Annotated in this window: 18 protein-coding genes; 1 reads left to right on the top strand and 17 read right to left on the bottom strand. The window is 69.9% G+C overall.

The features are described 5' to 3' along the window. Nucleotides 1-52: 52 nt before the first annotated feature. The 4 genes from L2U69_RS12450 to efp all read right to left on the bottom strand — a co-directional run bounded on the left by L2U69_RS12450 (nt 53) and on the right by efp (nt 5,311). Nucleotides 53-2,140 (bottom strand): PQQ-dependent dehydrogenase, methanol/ethanol family, encoded by a 2,088-nt coding sequence (locus tag L2U69_RS12450; RefSeq protein ID WP_236107347.1) that lies wholly within the window; start codon nt 2,138-2,140, stop codon nt 53-55. 85 nt (nt 2,141-2,225) lie between these two features. Next, nucleotides 2,226-3,431, bottom strand: a complete 1,206-nt coding sequence (locus L2U69_RS12455; RefSeq protein WP_236107349.1) for an MFS transporter — start codon at nt 3,429-3,431, stop codon at nt 2,226-2,228. A gap of 36 nt (nt 3,432-3,467) precedes the next feature. Then, nucleotides 3,468-4,619, bottom strand: a complete 1,152-nt coding sequence (locus L2U69_RS12460) for a serine hydrolase domain-containing protein (RefSeq protein WP_236107351.1) — start codon at nt 4,617-4,619, stop codon at nt 3,468-3,470. A 122-nt stretch (nt 4,620-4,741) separates the two neighbouring features. Further along, nucleotides 4,742-5,311: an elongation factor P gene (efp, locus tag L2U69_RS12465; RefSeq protein WP_236107353.1), complete on the bottom strand. Its 570-nt coding sequence runs from the start codon at nt 5,309-5,311 to the stop codon at nt 4,742-4,744. 59 nt (nt 5,312-5,370) lie between these two features. Between efp and epmA the strand changes: the two genes are divergently transcribed. Next, nucleotides 5,371-6,471: an EF-P lysine aminoacylase EpmA gene (gene epmA, locus L2U69_RS12470; protein ID WP_236107355.1), complete on the top strand. Its 1,101-nt coding sequence runs from the start codon at nt 5,371-5,373 to the stop codon at nt 6,469-6,471. 6 nt (nt 6,472-6,477) lie between these two features. Here epmA and L2U69_RS12475 read toward each other — a convergent pair whose 3' ends face one another. The 13 genes from L2U69_RS12475 to L2U69_RS12535 all read right to left on the bottom strand — a co-directional run bounded on the left by L2U69_RS12475 (nt 6,478) and on the right by L2U69_RS12535 (nt 17,355). Further along, on the bottom strand, nt 6,478-7,347 hold the full coding sequence (locus L2U69_RS12475; RefSeq protein WP_236107357.1) for a transglycosylase SLT domain-containing protein: 870 nt from the start codon (nt 7,345-7,347) through the stop codon (nt 6,478-6,480). 127 nt (nt 7,348-7,474) lie between these two features. Continuing rightward, nucleotides 7,475-7,657, bottom strand: a complete 183-nt coding sequence (locus tag L2U69_RS12480) for a hypothetical protein (protein ID WP_236107360.1) — start codon at nt 7,655-7,657, stop codon at nt 7,475-7,477. Between the two features lie 10 nt (nt 7,658-7,667). After that, nucleotides 7,668-8,153, bottom strand: a complete 486-nt coding sequence (locus L2U69_RS12485) for a cell wall hydrolase (protein WP_236107362.1) — start codon at nt 8,151-8,153, stop codon at nt 7,668-7,670. Next, nucleotides 8,150-8,461: a hypothetical protein gene (locus tag L2U69_RS12490; RefSeq protein ID WP_236107364.1), complete on the bottom strand. Its 312-nt coding sequence runs from the start codon at nt 8,459-8,461 to the stop codon at nt 8,150-8,152. The genes L2U69_RS12485 and L2U69_RS12490 overlap by 4 nt, the downstream gene beginning before the upstream one ends. Nucleotides 8,462-8,475: 14 nt before the next feature. Further along, complete coding sequence (locus L2U69_RS12495) at nt 8,476-8,766, bottom strand: hypothetical protein (protein WP_236107366.1); 291 nt, start codon at nt 8,764-8,766, stop codon at nt 8,476-8,478. Nucleotides 8,767-8,768: 2 nt separating this feature from the next. Further along, nucleotides 8,769-10,262 (bottom strand): DUF2793 domain-containing protein, encoded by a 1,494-nt coding sequence (locus tag L2U69_RS12500; RefSeq protein WP_236107368.1) that lies wholly within the window; start codon nt 10,260-10,262, stop codon nt 8,769-8,771. Between the two features lie 25 nt (nt 10,263-10,287). After that, complete coding sequence (locus L2U69_RS12505) at nt 10,288-14,268, bottom strand: baseplate multidomain protein megatron (RefSeq protein ID WP_236107370.1); 3,981 nt, start codon at nt 14,266-14,268, stop codon at nt 10,288-10,290. Nucleotides 14,269-14,270: 2 nt separating this feature from the next. Continuing rightward, complete coding sequence (locus L2U69_RS12510) at nt 14,271-14,711, bottom strand: NlpC/P60 family protein (protein ID WP_236107372.1); 441 nt, start codon at nt 14,709-14,711, stop codon at nt 14,271-14,273. Continuing rightward, nucleotides 14,689-15,564 carry a DUF2163 domain-containing protein gene (locus L2U69_RS12515; protein WP_236107374.1) on the bottom strand — a complete coding sequence of 292 codons (876 nt, stop codon included), beginning with the start codon at nt 15,562-15,564 and terminating at the stop codon, nt 14,689-14,691. Before L2U69_RS12515 ends, L2U69_RS12510 begins: the two co-directional genes overlap by 23 nt. Further along, nucleotides 15,561-16,190 (bottom strand): DUF2460 domain-containing protein, encoded by a 630-nt coding sequence (locus tag L2U69_RS12520; RefSeq protein WP_236107376.1) that lies wholly within the window; start codon nt 16,188-16,190, stop codon nt 15,561-15,563. The genes L2U69_RS12515 and L2U69_RS12520 overlap by 4 nt, the downstream gene beginning before the upstream one ends. A gap of 7 nt (nt 16,191-16,197) precedes the next feature. Continuing rightward, nucleotides 16,198-16,818, bottom strand: coding sequence for a hypothetical protein (locus L2U69_RS12525; protein WP_236107378.1), 621 nt, complete (start codon nt 16,816-16,818; stop codon nt 16,198-16,200). 13 nt (nt 16,819-16,831) lie between these two features. Continuing rightward, entirely contained in the window at nt 16,832-17,026 is a 195-nt protein-coding gene (locus L2U69_RS12530; RefSeq protein ID WP_236107380.1) for a phage tail assembly chaperone, read from the bottom strand. Next, nucleotides 17,023-17,355 carry a GTA-gp10 family protein gene (locus tag L2U69_RS12535; protein ID WP_236107382.1) on the bottom strand — a complete coding sequence of 111 codons (333 nt, stop codon included), beginning with the start codon at nt 17,353-17,355 and terminating at the stop codon, nt 17,023-17,025. Before L2U69_RS12535 ends, L2U69_RS12530 begins: the two co-directional genes overlap by 4 nt. Nucleotides 17,356-17,362: the final 7 nt, after the last annotated feature.

A 17,362-nucleotide genomic window follows, 5' to 3' on the forward strand; every position in this document is an offset into this window, starting at 1 on the left:
GACGAAGGGGGGGCGCGATGCGTCCCCCCTTTTTCGCGCCTGTGCTGCGCTTCTATTCCTTTGGCGTGCCCGGCACCACGCCCTCGTTGGCGCGCTGGATGACATAGGCGTGGATGGCGTCGGCGCCCGCTTCGTCGAGGACGTCGTCGAAAGCGACCATGCCATTGTCCTTCAGCATGCCGCCCAGCACGATGTCCTTCCAGGCTTCGTGGATCACCGGGCCCGAATGGCGAAGATCCGGCAGCACGCCGCCGGAGACGGCGCCAATGCCGTGGCACACCATGCAATATTGGGCATAGAGCGCGGATCCCTTGGCGACCATCTCCTCGGGCGCGGTATTGGCCGGCGGTTCGGGGAAGGCGGCGCTCAGGTCCGGCGGCGGCAGTGTGTCGGTACCGCCGATCCTGAAGGTCAGCACGCGGCCGATATTGGGCATGTCCATCGTATGGGCGGCGCGGCCATAGGCCAGCGCATAGGCGCCGCCGTAACCGGCGACGACCGTGACATATTGCACGCCGTCGATCTCATAGGTGATGGGGGCGGCCTGGATGCCGGTCTGGGCCGGCGTGTACCACAGGCGTTCGCCCGTCCTCGCGTCATAGGCGATGAACTTGCCGTCGCTGGTGCCCTGGAACACCAGGCCGCCGGCGGTTGAAAGCACGCCGCCGTTCCACGGGCCCCACAGCTTGGCGCGCCAGGCTTCCTGCTGCTTCACCGGATCCCAGGCGATCAGGGCGCCGGAGACGATGTCGGGGTCGATGTCGGCGATCGGGCTGTTGTCCGTCCCCGTGTTCCACTGCTTGCGGTTATAGGCGAATTTCTTGTCCGGGGCGTAGAGGCCGGGGATTTCCTGGGTCGGGATATAGACGAGGCCGGTCTCCGGATCGAAGGACATGGGCTGCCAGTTGTGGCCGCCGATGGGCGACGGCATCACCACCGCCGGCTCGTCCGCCCAGCGCGCGCCCGGGGTTTCGATCGGGCGCCCGGTTTCCATGTCGATCCCGCTCGCCCAGGTGACGGTGACATAGGGTTTGGCCGAGATCAGTTCCCCGGTCTCGCGGTCGAGGACGTAGAAGAAGCCGTTCTTCGGCGCCTGCATGATCACCTTGCGCGGCGTGCCGTCGATCGCCAGTTCCGCCAGGATCAGATGCTGGGTCGCGGTATAGTCCCAGGTATCGCCCGGCGTGACCTGATAATGCCACTTCAGGCGTCCCGTATCGGGATCGAGCGCCAGGATCGAGGAGAGATAGAGGTTGTCGCCGCCCTCGGGGCTGCGGATGTGGCGGGCCCAGGGCGCGCCGTTGCCGGTGCCGACATAGAGAAGGTCGAGGTCCGGATCATAGGCCATGGAATCCCAGATCGTGCCGCCGCCGCCCATCGTCCACCATTCGCCGGTCCAGGTCTTGGCGGCTTCCGCCAGTTCAGGGTGCTCGAAGGGTTTCGAGGGATCGCCGGGCACGGTGTAGAAGCGCCACGCCTGCTTGCCGGTATCGGCGTCATAGGCCGTGACGTAACCCCGAACGCCATATTCGGCGCCGCCATTGCCGATGATCACCTTGCCCTTCACCACGCGCGGCGCGCCGGTGATCGTATAGGGCCAGGGGCCTTCCTTGGTGTCGACGTCCCAGAGTTTCTCGCCGGTCGAGGCATCGAGGGCGACGAGGCGGCCGTCCAGCGTGCCGACGAAGACCTTGCCCTGCCAGACCGCGACACCCCGGTTGACCACGTCGCAACAGGCGAACTTGCCCCATGCGCGCGGCACTTCCGGATCGAAGGACCAGAGCGGCTTGCCGGTCTTCGCATCCAGCGCATCGACCATGGACCAGGGCTGGGTCACATACATGACGCCATCGACCACGATGGGGGTCGCATGGTGACCGCGCACGCCGCCGGTCTCGTAATGCCAGGCAAGACCCAATTGCTTCACGTTTTCGGTGTTCACGGCCTTCAGCGGGCTGAAACGCTGTTCCGAATAGGTGCGGCCGTGGGACATCCAGTTTCCCGGCTCGCTGTCGGCACCGATGATGCGGGCACCGTCGACCGCCGCCGGGCCCTCGGCGGTTGCGGTTGCGGTCGCGGACCAGAGACAGAGAGCGGCAAGCGCGGCAAGGCGGACGCCCGGACGGGTGATCTTCGACACGTTTTCCTCCCCCCCGATTTTCTTATCGTTCGGGTGGAAGAACCCTAGTCCGCGACCGCCCCGCCGGGCAATAGTGAACAAGGCGTCAACTTTGTCCCGGACTGGCGCGGCCCCCCTCCTCCATCGCCAGTTCGCCGCCGTCCCAGCGCCGGTCGAGACGGAAGGCGAAAGCCGTCGCGATGGCGCAAAACACCGCCATCAGGGCGAACACCACGCCGCCGCCCCATTCGAACAGCGGTCCGATGATCAGGGTCGCGGCCGAAACCGCCACCGAAATCCCGAAGGAGGCATAGAGCCCCTGGGCGGTCGCGGTCAGGCCGGGGCGGATGGCGCGGGCGATGAAATGCATGGCGCCCAGATGGGCGAAAGCGAAGGAACAGGCGTGCAGCCAGTTGACGGCCAGGAGAAACGCGGGATCGGTCGTCGCCGCCAGCACGGCCCAGCGCAGGATGCCGCCGATCGCCCCGATCAGGATCAGCAGGGTCGGGCGCAGCCGGTCGACGAAAAGTGACGAGAAGGCGAAGAGCAGGATCTCCGCCACCACGCCTTCCGACCAGATCAGGCCGATGGTGGCATCGCTGAGGCCGGCGTTCTGCCAATGGATGGTGGCGAAGGTGTAATAGGCGGCGTGGCTGGACTGCACGAAGGCATTGGCGCCGAGGAAGAGCAGGAACACGGGCTGGCGCAGGAAGGCGCGGATGGCGCCGGGAAAGCGCGGCCGGCGCTCGATCTCGATCACCGGCAGCAGCCAGGCGGTCGATGCCGTGAGGGCGAGAAGCGCGAGGGTCAGCCACAGGATCCCCTCCCTGCCCGTCACCGGCATCACCCAGCCCATGACCAGCGTGCCCAGGATGAAGGTGATGGAACCCCAGAGCCGCACGCGGCCATAATCATAGCCGCGCTGATAGGCGGCGATGACGCCCAGATTCTCGGTCAGGGCGACCTGGGCGGGATAGAACAGATTGGCCACCAGATAGGCGCCCAGCACGGCCCAGAAGCCTTGCGCCGGCGCCAGCAGGGCGAAGGACGCGAGGCTCGCCACCGTAAGGCCCATGAGGATGCGGCGGCGATCCGCCAGCAGATCGGCGAGACGCCCGAAGCCGGTGTTGCCGACGATGCGGATGATCTGGCCGAGGGCCAGCACGATGGCGATATCCGTCGGCGCCAACCCGCGATGGGCCATCCAGGCCGGCAGGAAGGGCACGACGACGCCGAGCCCCGAGAAGGAGACCGCATAGAAGAAGGCCATGCGGACGGCCACCGGCCAGCGCCGGCGCAGGGGTTCGGACATCGAAGGCGGGCCAGGGCCCCGGAAAAGCCCGAAGGTTCAGCCTTCCAGGGCGCAGTGGACGAGATCGGACAGGCGGCGGAACCGCTCGATCGAGGCACTGTCTTCCAGAAGCCCCGCCGAGAGAAGCACGAAAGTGACGTCGCTGACCGGATCCACCCAGAACGCATGGGAGCCGGCGCCCAGCCCGCCGAAGGTGCCCGGGCTGGCCAGATGCCCGAAGGGGGCCGGATGGACCCCGGTGCCCCGCAGCCAGAAGCCATAGGACATGTGGGAGGGCACGTCGCCCCAGCCGCGCTCCACGGCATGGGCATAGAGGGAATTGGGCAGCTTGCCCGTCCGGTCCTCCAGGGCGAAGCGCACCAGCGCCGGCGCCAGCAGCGAACCGCCGGGGCCCCGCCCCTTCTGGCGCCAGCATTCGGCGAAGCGGAAGACGTCGCTCGCCGTCGTGACGCAGCCGCCGCCCGGCATCTCGCTGTCGGGCTTCAGCCGGTCGGAGGATTCGAGGACGCCGGGGGGAAACAGGCCCGGCGTCCTGTCGCGGACGACGACCGGCACATAGCGCGGCCGGACTTCCGCCGGAATGCCGAGCACGGTGTCGGTCATGCCCAGCGGCTCGAAGACATCGTCCGCCAGGATGCGGGCGAAGCGCCTATCGTGGCGATCCAGCCGGCGCACGATTTCCGCCAGCAGGCCGTGGGCCAGCACAGGGCTGTACATGAATCGCTCGCCCGGCGGGCAGAGGGGCGTGGCGCGCGAGAGCGCGGCGGTGACCGAGCCGATGTCGGCGGCGTTCAGGCTCTTGTCGCCCACGATCACCGGGGGCAGGCCGCTGGTATGGGTGATCAGATGGCCGATGGTGATGCCGGATTTGCCGTGTTCCGCGAATTCCGGGATCACCGCCGCCACCGGCGTGTCGATGGCGAGGTCGCCGCGCTCGACGCATTGCAGCACGGCCATATTGGTGAACTGCTTGGAGACCGACATCGACATGAAGACGTCGCCGATGTCCATCCGGCGCTCGCTCTCACGATGGGCATAGCCGATCGCCTGATGCAGCACGATACGGCCGCCGCGCGCCACCAGCACCTCGGCGCCGTCGATCCGCGCCGCCTCGACATCGGCCAGGATCGCGGCCGGCAGGCGCGCGAGGCGGTCGGGATCGAACTGGCAGGCTTCGGCGGCATTCATCGGCTTCTTCTCCCGGCGGCTGTCTGATGGGCGGCGGGAGTGTGCGCGGAATGCCCGCCCGGTTCAACCGGGCGAGGATCGAATTTCCGGGGCCCGCCGAAACCGGGCCCCGGCAGGACCGATCAGTCCTTGGCGCGTTCCATGTAGGAGCCGTCGGCGGTGGCGACGACGACGCGGGTGCCGGATTCGATGTGGGGCGGGACCAGGACCTTCTGGCCGTTCTCCAGCATGGCGGGCTTGAAGGACGACGACGCGGTCTGGCCCTTCACCACCGGATCGGCCTCGACGATCTGCAGGGTCACGGTCTGGGGCAGTTCGGCCGAGACCGGATCGCCCTCGAAGGTGCGGATGTTGCAGACCATGCCTTCCTGCAGCCACACCGCCGGCTCGCCGATCACATCGCGCGAGACCAGGATCTGATCGAAGGTCTCGACATCCATGAAGGCGAAATTCTCGCCTTCCGGATAGAGGTACTGATAGTCCCGGTCTTCGAGGCTGACGCGCTCCACCTGCTCGGACGAGCGGTAGCGTTCCTGCGTCTTCACGCCGTCGCGGATGCCGCGCAGTTCGAGCTGGGCGAAGGCGCCGCCCTTGCCGGGCTGCACCATCTGGGTCTTCAGAACTGCGAACAGCTTGCCGTTGATTTCGACGACATTGCCGACGCGGATCGTATTCGCGTTTACCTTGGGCATGGGGATTGACTCTAAATGGCCTGTCTGGATGGCGGCGGACCCTATCAGACGCGCCCGCGATGGACAACCGCCACGGCGCCTGCTACGGCCCCTGCATCATGACCGGATCGAACCCGCCCCAAAGCGCGCCCTGGTGGCGCCCCGACGTTTTCGCCGCCCGGCGCGACGCGCTTCATGCCCGCGCCGCCGTGACGAAGGCGATCCGCGCCGCCTTCGACGCCCGCGATTTCATCGAGGTGGAGACGCCGGCGCTCCAGGTCAGCCCGGGGATCGAACCGCATCTGATGGCCTTTTCGACCGATCTGGAACCGGCGGACGGCGGGCCGGGCTTGCGCCGGCACCTGCACACCTCGCCCGAATTCGCCATGAAGAAACTGCTGGTCGCGGGCGAAAGCCGGATCTTCCAGATGGCGCGGGTGTGGCGGAACCGGGAACGCTCCGACACCCATCACCCGGAATTCACCATGCTGGAATGGTATCGGACGGGCGCCGGGCTGGACGATCTGATGGCCGATTGCGAAGCCCTGCTGCGCGCCGCCGCCAGCGCATGCGGTCGCGATCACCTGCTGGTCGCCGGCAAGGCCATTCCCCTGGACGAGGATTTCGAGCGCCTGTCGATCGAGGAAGCCTTCTTCCTGCATGCGGGCGTCGACCTGTTCGCCACGATCGACGATGACCGCGACCCGAGCCCCGGGCGTCTCCGCGAAGCGGCGGAGGAGATCGGCATTTCGACCAGCGACGAGGATCGCTGGGAAGATATCTTCTTCAAGATCGCCCTCGACCGGATCGAACCCCATCTGGGCGAGACGAAACCGACCTTCCTGACCGACTGGCCGATCTCCATGGCCGCCCTGTCGCGCCCGAACCCGGACGATTCCCGGGTGGCGGAACGTTTCGAGCTCTATGTCGGGGGTGTGGAACTGGCGAACGCCTTCGGCGAACTGACCGATGCGGCGGAACAGCGCCGGCGCTTCGAAGCCGACTGCGCCTTGAAGGAGAAGCTCTACGGCTTCTCCTATCCGATCGACGCGGATTTCCTCGCGGCCTTGGAATGGGGTCTGCCCGAATGTGCCGGCATCGCGCTGGGCGTCGATCGCCTCGTCATGCTGGCGACGGGGGCGGCGCGAATCGAGGACGTGCTCTGGGCGCCGGTGGTTTGAACGGCGTCAGGCGGCCTTCGCCGACTTCGCCGCCTTCTCCTCCTCGCCCGGCATGGGCAGGGTCGCCAGGGTGAGAACCGCGTCGGTCGAGAGGCGGGGTCCGAAGACGCTGGCGATACTGTCGACCGCGCTGGCGAGGCCGCGCCCGATCTGTCGGCCGATGCTGCCCACCGTGTCGGCGGCGGTATCGACCTGGGCCACCACCACGTCGGCGGCCTTGGCGCCGGCGCTTTCGATCTTCTTGGCGAAATGATCATAGATCGCGCTGACCGATCGCGGCTTGCCGGATTTGTCGTAGAAGATGTTGCGGTTGGCGGCGGCGGCGGCCGGCAGCAGGTCGGCGCCGGACGCCTGTGGCGCCTTCTCCATGGTGCGCAGGAAGCGCGACGCCCCGCCGGCACCGAGGAAATGCGCCATATAGAGGTCGGTCGAATTCACCGGGCGCGTCAGTTTGCCTTCGAGGTAATCCTTGTTGTCGCTGGCGAATTCGGCCCCCATCGCCGCCGCCACCGCCGGATTGTCGCGCAGGTCCAGGATCTCCTTGCGCAAGCCCTTGTCCGCCACCTTGAGCCGCCCGTTGGAGCAACGCTCGATCGAATCCGCCAGATCGCCCAGACCATGTTCCGCCCCATGGTCCTTCACCATCTGGAGCCAGGTCTGTTCGATGAACTGATAGAGCCCCCGGGCGGAAGAGGTGCGCGCCTTGGCTTCCGGATCGAAGCCGGATTCGATCTTGGCCTGGGCGAGCAAGTATTTGAAGTCGACGCCGGTCTTGCAGGATGCGGACTGGATGCCCTGCACCACGTCGGCGCGGATACCGGCATAGGTGCGATCGGTCGCCACGCTGGTCAGTTCGGTCGGCAAGATCAGGCTCATTCCAAGGTCCTCCCCGGCAATCCGGTCCCGGCTGCCCGGCGAAAATTGCCGGGTTGCCATGGCGCCGCGCCGGATTTCGGGGGCTGGCGCGGTGCCACGCCCCCTATCCTGCGAAGACCATGCCAAGTCAGCGATCGGACCGGGCATTGCCGACGTTGAGCGCCAGCAGTTCGATCAGGCGGCGCAGCACCCTGACGATGCCGTCGTCCTTCGGGCTGGGGGTCAGGGCGGCGATGGCGGAGGCGGCGGCCACCACCGTGGTGGCGACGCTCAGCAGGGCGTCGCCGTTGCGGACGATATAGTCGATCATGGAAACCTCCTCAGGGGCCGATGCGATAGAAGTGATGGCGACCGATGGCGACCAGGGGGCGCCGCCCCCGGGCCCAGGCGGGCCGCACGCCCCGGGCGTGATAGTGATCGGCGCCGGCGGTCGGATCGCCCGCGCGGCCGTCGAGGGCGGCATCGGCGATCAGCCGGGCCGGCCGCAGCGCCGCGTCGTCGGGCACCATGGCGAGAAGCCTCGCGCGGTTCGGGTCGTCCCGGTTCCAGCACGAGAACTGCCAGGGCGCGCGGCAGACCGAGACCGCGTCGGGCCCGCCCCACCACAGCGGCTTCTGGCCGAGCGCGACGCGGCGCCCGCTGGCACGCATGCGGTTGACGATGACGGCGGCGACGGCGGCCATGCCCGGCACGCCCTCGCCCCGCGCCTCGCCCCAGAGGGTGCGGGCCAGCGTGTCGCGATCCGCCTCGCCCGGCGGCGGCAGATCCGCCAGGCGCGCGGCGAAGGGTGGCTGGGGCGCGCTCATTCCCGCCCCTCCGGCACACGCAGCTCCATCTGGCGAAGCCGGAGCTCGAGATCGGCGAGGCGGCCGTCGACCCGGCCGAATTCGCGCCGCGCCTCCGCCGCCGGAAAGGTGAAGCGCCCGCCTTCCTTCAATTCGGCGATCTGTTCGCGCAAGGCCTCGATCTGCACGCGAAGGGCCGCGACGCTCGCCGTCGTCTCGGCGACGCCATTCGCCATCCAGACCACCCCCGCCGTCAGCAGGGCGCCGATCGCAAGCGCCGCCTGGCGTTCCAGGGCGCTCGCGCGACGTGTCGGATCGGAACCGTCCATCCGTCTTCTCCCCTTCAGCCGTCGAGCGCGGCGAGTTGCGCCAGCGCCGCGTCGCGCGCCGCCAGCGCGCGATCGAGGGCGGCGGCGAGATCGGTCGAAAAGGCGGCGCCGATCGTCTCGATGGTGATGCCGAGGTCGGCCGCCTGGGCGACGTTCAGGGCCTGGCGCAGGCGCGTCAGACCGCCGATCGCCGCCGCCTCCTCCATGGTCTCGGCGGTTTCGACGACATCGACCTGAAAGGCCGGCACGCCCGGTTCGCCATAGGCCGACGGCACCCAGAGAAAGGATCTGATCGCAATCTGCATCGTTACAAACTCCCATAGGAAAGGAGACGCCAGGCCGCGCCGTCGAATTCGACGGCGCACCAGGTGCCGGTGGCCAGCGCGCGCAAGCCGCCGACGTCGAGCGGGAAGGCGCCGCCGCCCGTCCGCACGATGTGAAAGCGCGTGCCGGCGGCGGCGTTGAGGGTCGAAAGGGTGATGCCGCGGCCCGCGGTCAGGGTGGCCGTATGGCGGATCACCGGCGCATCGACGAGGGCGGCGAGGCTGAAGTCGGCGTCGCCCGTCCATACGGCGCAGCCGCCTTCCTTCAGGCGCGCCCAATGGGCACCGTCATGCCGGACGACGCCGCCGCCGCCGCCGAGATCGGCGACGAAGGCGAGATCGCCCTGGGCCGGCGTCACGGACGACAGGGTCGCGACGGTCAGTACCCTGAGGCGATGCAGGCGATCGGCGGAGATCACGCAATTGGCGCCGAACAGGGAGAGCCCGCTGTCGCCTTCGAAGCGCGCCACTTCCATCAGGCTGGCGGAACCGAGCGGGCACAGGCGCAGGCGCCAGCGCGTCGCCATGTCGCCGCTCGCCGGCACCGGCGAGATTACCTGGATCACTTCTTCGCCAACCAGCGGGTAACTCGAACCGTCATAGGCGGTGGCGGAAAGGCGGAACAGGAGATCGTTCTTCTGCACCGCCACCGGCGCGGCGCCGGTGCCGCGCGCCTTCTGCATCTTCAGGATCGGCCCGATGGCATTGTCCGAATAGGCCGAGAGATTGACCGCGACGCTGCCCCCCGACCAGGAATAGGCGAGCGAGCCCGTGCTATCCGCATTGAAGCTGCCGCCCATCGCGACGCCGCCGGCGAGCGGCAGGGCACCCGCCGCCGCCAGGAGATCGCCCCCGGCCGCGCTCGCCATCAGGCCGCGCATGAAGGGCGTGAAGGCGAAACTGTCGATCGTATCGGCACCGGTCAGCACCAGGCCCCGATCCGCCGCCCAGGTCGCGGCGGCGACGGCGTCGAGCCTGCCGGCATGAGCCTGCACCGTCGTGCCGACGGCGGCGGGTTGCAGGGCGCTGGTCGCCAGTGCCCCTTCGGATGCCGTCGCGAAGAGGGCCGCGTCGCCATCGTCGAGCTTGCCGTCGAGGGCGGCGTCGAGCCCGGCGACATCGGCGATGGCGATACCGGCCGAAACACCGATCGGCGCCCAGCCGGCGATGCCCCGCACCAGGGTGAGGCCCTCGGCCGCGACATGGACGATCATCCCCGCGAAGGCGGCATGAAAGCGCCACGCCGTGCCGTACCATCCGGCGAGTTGGCCGTCGCGCCCGGCCCAGGCACCGGTGGCGCCGGGACCGACGATATGGCATTGGCCGGCGGCAGGGGCTTCCGGCGGTGCCGTCCGGTCGCGATCCAGGACCACGGCCTGGACCAGCAGGTCGAGACCGTTCAAGGCCTCGTTGTGGGTTACTTCCTTCTGGGCCTGGGATTGCACGATATAGGGCATGGCCAGACGCGGGGTCGCCATGGGTCACCTCCGGAAATGAATGGATTCAGACCGTCGCGACGGCCCCGATGCCCCGGCCGAAGACGGCCGAGACCTGATGCACGCGGATGACGACGGCCGAGGGCAGCCAGCCGAAATCCGCCGTCTGCGCCGCCGCGTCATAGTCCGCGAAGGCTTCGGTCACGGCGATCGTCCGCTTCACCGCCGGCCCGGCGCCGTCGAGGACGTCGATCTCGTAGCGCTCCGCCTCCTCGTTCAGGGCGACGTCGACGCCGTCGGCCCAGACCCCGCCGAAGCGGGTCCGCCGGATCCAGGCGATGCGCAGGTTGCCGGCACCGTCGCGCCGGCCCGTGACATGGACCGGGGCATAGGGGCGAAGGCCCCGCCCCTCGGCGGTGAAGACCGTCGTGCCCCAGGCGGGATCGTCCGCCGGCAGCGTTGCGGGGCCGAAACGATAGTCCCGGGCCACCCCCCGTGCGGACAACGGCAGATCCACCTGGCGCAGCGCGCCGTTCAGCAGGACCACCGGCGCCCCGGCGGCGAGCGGGGCGCGCATGGCATGCTCGGTGCCGAGACGGCCGCGCAACAGGCCGCGCAGATCGAAACGGCGGGTGCCGACGGTCGCCGCCTCGGCGAACTGCAGGATTTCCCATTCGCCGTCCGCATTGCCGATCGCGAGCGCATTGACGTCGCCCGCCAGCAGGTCGTCGCGCGCGCGCCCGGCCAGCACGCCGGTCTGCAGCTCGACGCCGAGCACGTTACCCTCGTCCCAGAAGTCCGCCGGACCGTCATAGAGCGGATAGGTGGTAACCCCCATGGTGGCGGAGAGCGGCAGCAGGGCGACACGGCCGAAGCCCGCGCCCGTCGCCGTCGCCTCCACCGCCACGGTCACCGCCGGGCTGGTCGCGGCGGCGGCCCAGGGACGGTGACCGGCATCGTCTTCCGACAGGACGGGCAGGTCGAGCAGGCGAAGGCCGAGGCCGACCGGCGCCGGCAGGCGGGAGATCGTGGCGGGCCGGCCCTCGGCCAGGACCGGGCCGTGGATCGACGGTTCGACCGCCACCGCCTCTACCGCCCGCCCCGGCCCGTCGGTGATCCGGCCGAGACGCAGCAGCAGGTCGCCGCCCGGCGTCGAGAGGCGGACCACGTCCCCCGGATCGAGCGCCAGGCGCGAAGGCGGCAGGGTCAGGCGGGCGCCATCACGGCCGATCCAGGCGGCGGCCAGCAGGCGCTCGGCGGTGCGCCGGGCCTGCCCCTCGTCCATCGCCAGGGGCAGGCCCATCTGGCTGCGCCCCGCGGCCCCGCCCACCAGGCGGCGGCTGACCGCCGTGCCCTGTCGATAGTCGCGGGCGACATCGGTGAAGGCGATGGCGATTTCCGCCGGCAGATCCGTCTCCTGGGCGCGGATCAGGGCATAGTCGGCGCCGCTCTCGGCCGCGACCAGATCGTCGGGGGTCAGGCTCGCCACCGCCTCCCCGCCGCGCGGCAGGAAGCGCAGGCGCCCGCCCACCTCCACCGCGTCGAAGTCGAAGGCGGCCATCAGGGCCTCGATCTCGCCGCGCGGTGCCGCCGGGCGATCGCGCAGATAGCCGGTGACGATGCCGGCAAGGCGCGAGACGTCGATCATGCCGTCGCCGAGACCGACCCGGGCGCAGAGGCCGCGCACCAGCCCCGCCAGATCGCCGCCCGCGACCTTGCCGTTCAGCCAATGGCCGACGGTCCAGAGATCGCAGTCGCCCCAGAGGTCGCTGCGCGCCGGCCAGGCCGGAAACGGCCGCGCATCCCAGGTCCAGACCGCGATTTCGCCCACCATGCGGCCGCCATAGACGGCGGAGACCGGATTGGTCGCGGCATCCGGCCCGAAATGGTCGAGCCAGGCGTCGAGCCCGGCGCGCTGCACCAGATCGTCCCGCGTGCCGGCGGAGAAATGGGGCAGCGCGGATTCGGAGGATTTGGGATCGAAGAAGACATTCGGCTGATTGGTGCCCCGATCGATGCCGGGAATGCCCAGTTCGGTGAACCAGATCGGCTTGCCCTCGGGCACCCAGGCGGTCGGCATCGGGCGTTCCACGCCGCCGTCGCGTTCGTGGTGAGGGTTGGACCACCAGGACCGGATGTCCTTCGGCCGGAACACCCAGGGCTTGCCGTGCGCACCGTCGGTGATCGGGCTGCGGATCTGGCCGGCGCGGTCCGCCTCGCTGGCGTAATACCAATCGTATTGCTCCCCGCCCTCGATCCCGGCGCGCAGATAGGCGGGGTCGTGAGGCCCGGCGAACCCCGCCACATGATCGAGATGGCCGGCGCCGTCGCGCCAGTCGGTCAGGGGCAGGTAGTTGTCGATGCCGACGGCGTCGATATTCCCGTCCGCCCACAGGGGATCCAGGTGATAGCGGATGTCGCCGCTGCCGTCCGCCGGCTGGTGGCCGAAATATTCCGACCAGTCGGCGCCATAGGTGAGCGCCACCCCCGCGCCCATGACCGCGCGGCAGTCGGCCGCGATCGCGCGCAGGTGGCCGACGAAGGGATAATCGCCGGACGCATTCCGCAGCGTCGTCAGGCCGCGCAGTTCCGACCCGATCAGAAAGGCGTCGACCGCGCCCGGATCGACGGCATTCACCGCCGCCACCAGGCGGGCGTAGTGCAGGATGAAGCGGCGATAGGACCATTCGGCCGGTCCGCCATAGCCGACCGAGACGGCATTGGTGCCGCCGTCGACCGCGACCGAGACATCGGCCGGTGCGACGGTGCCGGCGAAGGCGTCGACCTGCGCCCCGGCCCCGGCCGTGCCGTCGTCGCTGCCGGCGTAACCGGGGGCGACGGCGGCGGTGATCCGCCCGCGCCAGGGATGCGCCGCCTGGCCGACACCGGCGCCATGGTCGCTGTAGGGATCGGGCAGCGCATTGTCCGCCGGAATATCCATGAACAGGAAGGGATAGAGGCCGACGGCATAACCCCTGGCCTTCAGCTCGCGAATGGCGCGCACCAGGGATTCATCGGACGGGGTGCCGCCATAGGCATTGTGGCCGTTGGCCGGATTGATCGAGATGACGGGCACGCCCGCGCGGTTCTGGCCGTGGACCGTCCAGGTCACGGCATTGCGCCCGTCGAATGTGTGCTTCGCCGCGATCTCGGCCCGGGGCCGGATGGTGCAGTGGCCGGCACGCAGATCGTCGCCGAACCAGCCGACGACGACGAAGACCCGGCGCACCGCCGGCAGGCTGGCGGCGAGATCGTCGAGCGCGGGCATCAGGTCCGCTCTCGCGTCTCCCGCGCTCCGGTTCTGCGGCGTCTGCGCGCCCTCGGCGCCGCCGGCACTGCCGGCCGTGATCACCCGCGTATCATAGACGAATTCCCCGCCGCCCGGGATCAGGCTGACCGCGCCGATCCGATCCTCCAGCCCGATGCCGCCCGGCGGCGGCACCCGGCGGAACACCTCGAAGGTCAGCTGCGGCAGGCGGTTGCCGAATTTTTCCAGCGCCAGATTTTCGAAGACGACATAGGCGGTGCCGCGATAGGCCGGCACCTGCCCCGTGCCCTCGACGCCTTCGATCAGGGGATCGGGATCCTGTTCGAAGTCGCCGGGATGGAAGCGCCAGGTGACGCCGGTCAGGTCCAGCGGCTTGCCGTCGGCCCAGACGCGCCACAGCCGGTCCACCGGGCCTTCGCACAAGGCGACCGCGAAACTGGCGTAATAGCTGTAGGTGGTGACGGAACTGCCGCCGCCGCTGCCGCCCTTGCCGCCGCCCGAGCTTTCGGTGGTCGGCACCTCGCGGAAGCGGGTGGCCCAGATGATCTGCCCGGCAAGCCGCGCGCGCCCGGCGAATTCCGGCACCGGCGCGCCTTCGGTCGAACTCTGGACCTGGAGATCCGAAAGGCGATTGCCTTCGCGATGCACCGTCTCGGAAAAGAGCTGGCGGTCGACATAGGCTCCGACGGCGGTCGCGGCGGCGGTGGCGATCGCCGCCACCCACAGCGAACTGGAAGCGGTGAGCGCCGTCGCGGCCGCGGTCAGGACGAGAGTCGCCATGGTCAGTCGGTCCCCGGAAAGCGGAAGGCGAAGCGAAGCCGCGCGCGCCACCACGGCACGATCGAAACCTCCGCCACCGGATGCGGGTCATAGGCGTGGATCATCCGCCCCGGTGCCGTCTGGATCGCGCAATGTTTCGCCGGGCTGCGCGGCGCGAAGGCGAAGAGCAGCACGTCGCCCGCCAGCGCCGCCGTGGGTGCGATCTCGACCAGATGGCGCCGGGCCGCCGCCGCCAGGGTCTCGGCCCGTCGCGCCTCCGCCCAGTCGGGGGTATAGGGCGGCGGCACCTCGGGCTCCGTGCCGTGGAGATCGCGGTAGACCCCGCGCACGAGACCCAGGCAGTCGCAGCCGACACCGATCAGGGACGCCTGATGGCGATAGGGCGTGCCGAGCCAGCGCCGGGCCGCCGCGACCACGCGCTCAGACGAGACTGGAGCCGTCATTGCCGTCTCCCTGGCTTGGATAGGACAGGGCGAAATCCGTGCCGGGCATATGGGGAAAGCCGCCGAAGGCGACGGTATTGGCGAAACGCTCGCGGCAGGTCTCGAAGCGGCGGTCGCAACCGGCGGTCAACAGGGCCGTATCGCCCGGCGCCGGCGCCATGGGCGGCGGCAGCAGCAAGGTGATGCGCGCGCCGTGCTGGCGGGCGATCTCGAAACCCGTGCCGGCATTGGCGCCGCCCGTCCAGGTCAAGGTTCCGAAGGCGAAATCGCCGCCGTCATGCCCATCCAGGCCGTCCATGACCAGGGTCATCCGGCCCTCGACGGCCATGACCGTCGCGGTCGCGCGGTGGGCGGGCAGCGAGAGGTCGATGCCACAGCGGGCATCGCCGAGGTTCCAGGCACAGCGGCGCTCGAACAGGCGCCCCGTCACCTGGTCCAGGCGATGGGCAAGGCCGCGCAGCTCGGCGGTGAAACCGCTTCGCCCGCGCGTCACCTGGCCGATATGTCCCCGGCGCAGCAGGACGCGCTGGGCGACGTCCCGCCAGTTGACCAGATGGATCAGCACCTCGGCATCGTCGTAGCGCCCGGCGGCGAGATCCGCCTCGGTCACCGCATCGGCCGACAGCGCGCCCTCGACGTCGACGTTGGAAACGGAAAGCCCCGCCACACTCTCGATCGCGGAGGCGGTGAAGCCGCTGTCGGCCCGATGGACGACACCGTCGAAGGCAAGATCGCGGTCGTGGTCGGTGAAACCCAGCACGACACCGTCGCGCCGGATCACGCGCAAGCAGCGCGCCAGTGTGGTGACGCCGCCGGCCAGATGGGCGGCCAGATCTTCCGGCAGATCCTTCACGACAGCACCTCGATCAAGGGAATGGAGGGCACCTGCCCCGCCCGGAAATCGGCGATGGAAACGGAGAGCTGGTCGATGTCGAAACGGACCGGCACGTCGAAGGCAAAGCCGGCGGTGACCACCGCGCCCGGTGCCGGCGCATCCGCCAGCGCCACCATGCCGGCATCATGGTCGATCGCGACATCGATGCCCGTCACCGCCCCCCCGTCGACCGCGACCAGCACCGTGCCCGCGACCGGCCGGGTGATGGCGCGACGTTGCGCATAGCCCCCGGAGTCATAGGTCTTCGCCAGCTGGAACTGTTGCGTCACGCCATCGCCGATGCCGAGCGCCTGATCGGTCATGGCCGGCGTGCCGAGGGGCGCGCAGCTCTTCCAGTCCTGCCAGTCGCGAAAGCGAAAGGCGTGGAGGCGGCCGCCGCGCGCCTTGAAGAAGGCGAGCACGGCATGGAGGTCGTCGTCCGAACGCAACCCCAGGCCGACGTCGTAGCGGTGGCGCGGATTGGCCCAGAGCGCATTGCGTTCCTCGTGGCCGCTGGCCAGGGTCACCACCTCCACCCGCCAGCCCGGCCCGCCGCTGGAGCCGAAGGCGATGTCGAGGGGGAAGCGCACGTCGTGAAAGCTCATCTCTTCCTCACGAATAGCGCCGCGCCGCCGCCAGCGCCCGCGCCATGGCGGCGGTGACCTGGCCCTGGCTGCGGCGGAAGCTGTCGGCGTCGGGGGTGGTGATGTTGACGGTCACGCGCGGCATGACCTGTGCCGCCGAAGCGGTGCCCGGCACCACCTCGCCCGAACCATCGGGCACGAAGAGTTCCGGCCCGTTCTCGCCGACGACATAGGCCCGGTCCGGCCGGACCGGCCCGCCGGAAGCGCGGAAGCCGCCGAACAGGGCCGAGACCAGATCGCCCAACCCGCCCCCACCCCCGCCGCCACCGGTCAGCGCCGACAGGGCGTTGGCCAAGGCGTCGTCGAGCAGCAGGTCGGAGACGCGCAGCGCCATCCGCGCCAGCACCTGGTCCCATTCGACCTCGGCGCCGGTGATGGCGTCGATCAGGGCATGGCGGATGTCCCGCCCCGCCCGTTCGACACCGCGCGCCAGACCGTCGAAAGCGCCTTTGCCGGCACTCTCCTCCGCGAAGGCGGCGGCGAGACCGGCGAGCGCCTCGGCGCCGAGCTTGTCCGCCTCGGCGAAGGCATCGCGCAGGGGTGCGACATCCGCCGCCAGTTCGACGGTCAGGCGATCGACGACAGCCATGATGGATTCCTCGTCACCCGCCGATGCGGGTCTTCAGGTCTTCGAGATCGGCGCGGCCGGCGGCCGGCGGGGCCAGGGCGCGGCGGACGGCGATCCGCCCGTCGAGCGCCAGCAGGAGATCGCGCGGGGTGGCGTCCCAGGTCGCGCCCGGCGCCCAGCCGAGCAGCGCCATGGCAAGGCCGGCGGCCCCCGCCACCCCGGCGATCATAAAGGGTTTGCCGCCGCCTCCCCCGGACCGAGGGCGGCGGCGAGCAGCGCGGCGCAGGCGGGCGCCACCGCCAGCAGGCCGCGATCGAGGACGAGATCGCCGACGTCACCGGCCGGCACCGTACCGCCGGCCTTCAGGGCGGGCAGCAGGACGGCGACGACATCGCGCAGGCCATAGCCGCCGTCGACGAAACGCCGTGCCAGGGGGACGAGGCCGCAGCCCGCCATGGTCTCGGTCTCGGCGAGGGCGGCGAAACTCGGCCGCAGCAGGAAGTCGCGCCCGGCCAGATGCACCCGCACCTCGCCCCGCGCCGTGCTTGGAACACTCATGATCTCC

Source organism: Zavarzinia marina, assembly GCF_021568905.1.
GTDB classification, from domain to species: domain Bacteria; phylum Pseudomonadota; class Alphaproteobacteria; order Zavarziniales; family Zavarziniaceae; genus Zavarzinia; species Zavarzinia marina.

What these genes read in the sequence shown, in the direction of transcription:
- L2U69_RS12455 (WP_236107349.1), bottom strand. Translation starts at nt 3,431, where the DNA reads ATGTCCGAACCCCTGCGCCGGCGCTGGCCGGTGGCCGTCCGCATGGCC.
- L2U69_RS12460 (WP_236107351.1), bottom strand. Translation starts at nt 4,619, where the DNA reads ATGAATGCCGCCGAAGCCTGCCAGTTCGATCCCGACCGCCTCGCGCGC.
- efp (WP_236107353.1), bottom strand. Translation starts at nt 5,311, where the DNA reads ATGCCCAAGGTAAACGCGAATACGATCCGCGTCGGCAATGTCGTCGAA.
- epmA (WP_236107355.1), top strand. Translation starts at nt 5,371, where the DNA reads ATGGACAACCGCCACGGCGCCTGCTACGGCCCCTGCATCATGACCGGA.
- L2U69_RS12475 (WP_236107357.1), bottom strand. Translation starts at nt 7,347, where the DNA reads ATGAGCCTGATCTTGCCGACCGAACTGACCAGCGTGGCGACCGATCGC.
- L2U69_RS12480 (WP_236107360.1), bottom strand. Translation starts at nt 7,657, where the DNA reads ATGATCGACTATATCGTCCGCAACGGCGACGCCCTGCTGAGCGTCGCC.
- L2U69_RS12485 (WP_236107362.1), bottom strand. Translation starts at nt 8,153, where the DNA reads ATGAGCGCGCCCCAGCCACCCTTCGCCGCGCGCCTGGCGGATCTGCCG.
- L2U69_RS12490 (WP_236107364.1), bottom strand. Translation starts at nt 8,461, where the DNA reads ATGGACGGTTCCGATCCGACACGTCGCGCGAGCGCCCTGGAACGCCAG.
- L2U69_RS12495 (WP_236107366.1), bottom strand. Translation starts at nt 8,766, where the DNA reads ATGCAGATTGCGATCAGATCCTTTCTCTGGGTGCCGTCGGCCTATGGC.
- L2U69_RS12500 (WP_236107368.1), bottom strand. Translation starts at nt 10,262, where the DNA reads ATGGCGACCCCGCGTCTGGCCATGCCCTATATCGTGCAATCCCAGGCC.
- L2U69_RS12505 (WP_236107370.1), bottom strand. Translation starts at nt 14,268, where the DNA reads ATGGCGACTCTCGTCCTGACCGCGGCCGCGACGGCGCTCACCGCTTCC.
- L2U69_RS12510 (WP_236107372.1), bottom strand. Translation starts at nt 14,711, where the DNA reads ATGACGGCTCCAGTCTCGTCTGAGCGCGTGGTCGCGGCGGCCCGGCGC.
- L2U69_RS12520 (WP_236107376.1), bottom strand. Translation starts at nt 16,190, where the DNA reads ATGAGCTTTCACGACGTGCGCTTCCCCCTCGACATCGCCTTCGGCTCC.
- L2U69_RS12525 (WP_236107378.1), bottom strand. Translation starts at nt 16,818, where the DNA reads ATGGCTGTCGTCGATCGCCTGACCGTCGAACTGGCGGCGGATGTCGCA.
- L2U69_RS12530 (WP_236107380.1), bottom strand. Translation starts at nt 17,026, where the DNA reads ATGATCGCCGGGGTGGCGGGGGCCGCCGGCCTTGCCATGGCGCTGCTC.
- L2U69_RS12535 (WP_236107382.1), bottom strand. Translation starts at nt 17,355, where the DNA reads ATGAGTGTTCCAAGCACGGCGCGGGGCGAGGTGCGGGTGCATCTGGCC.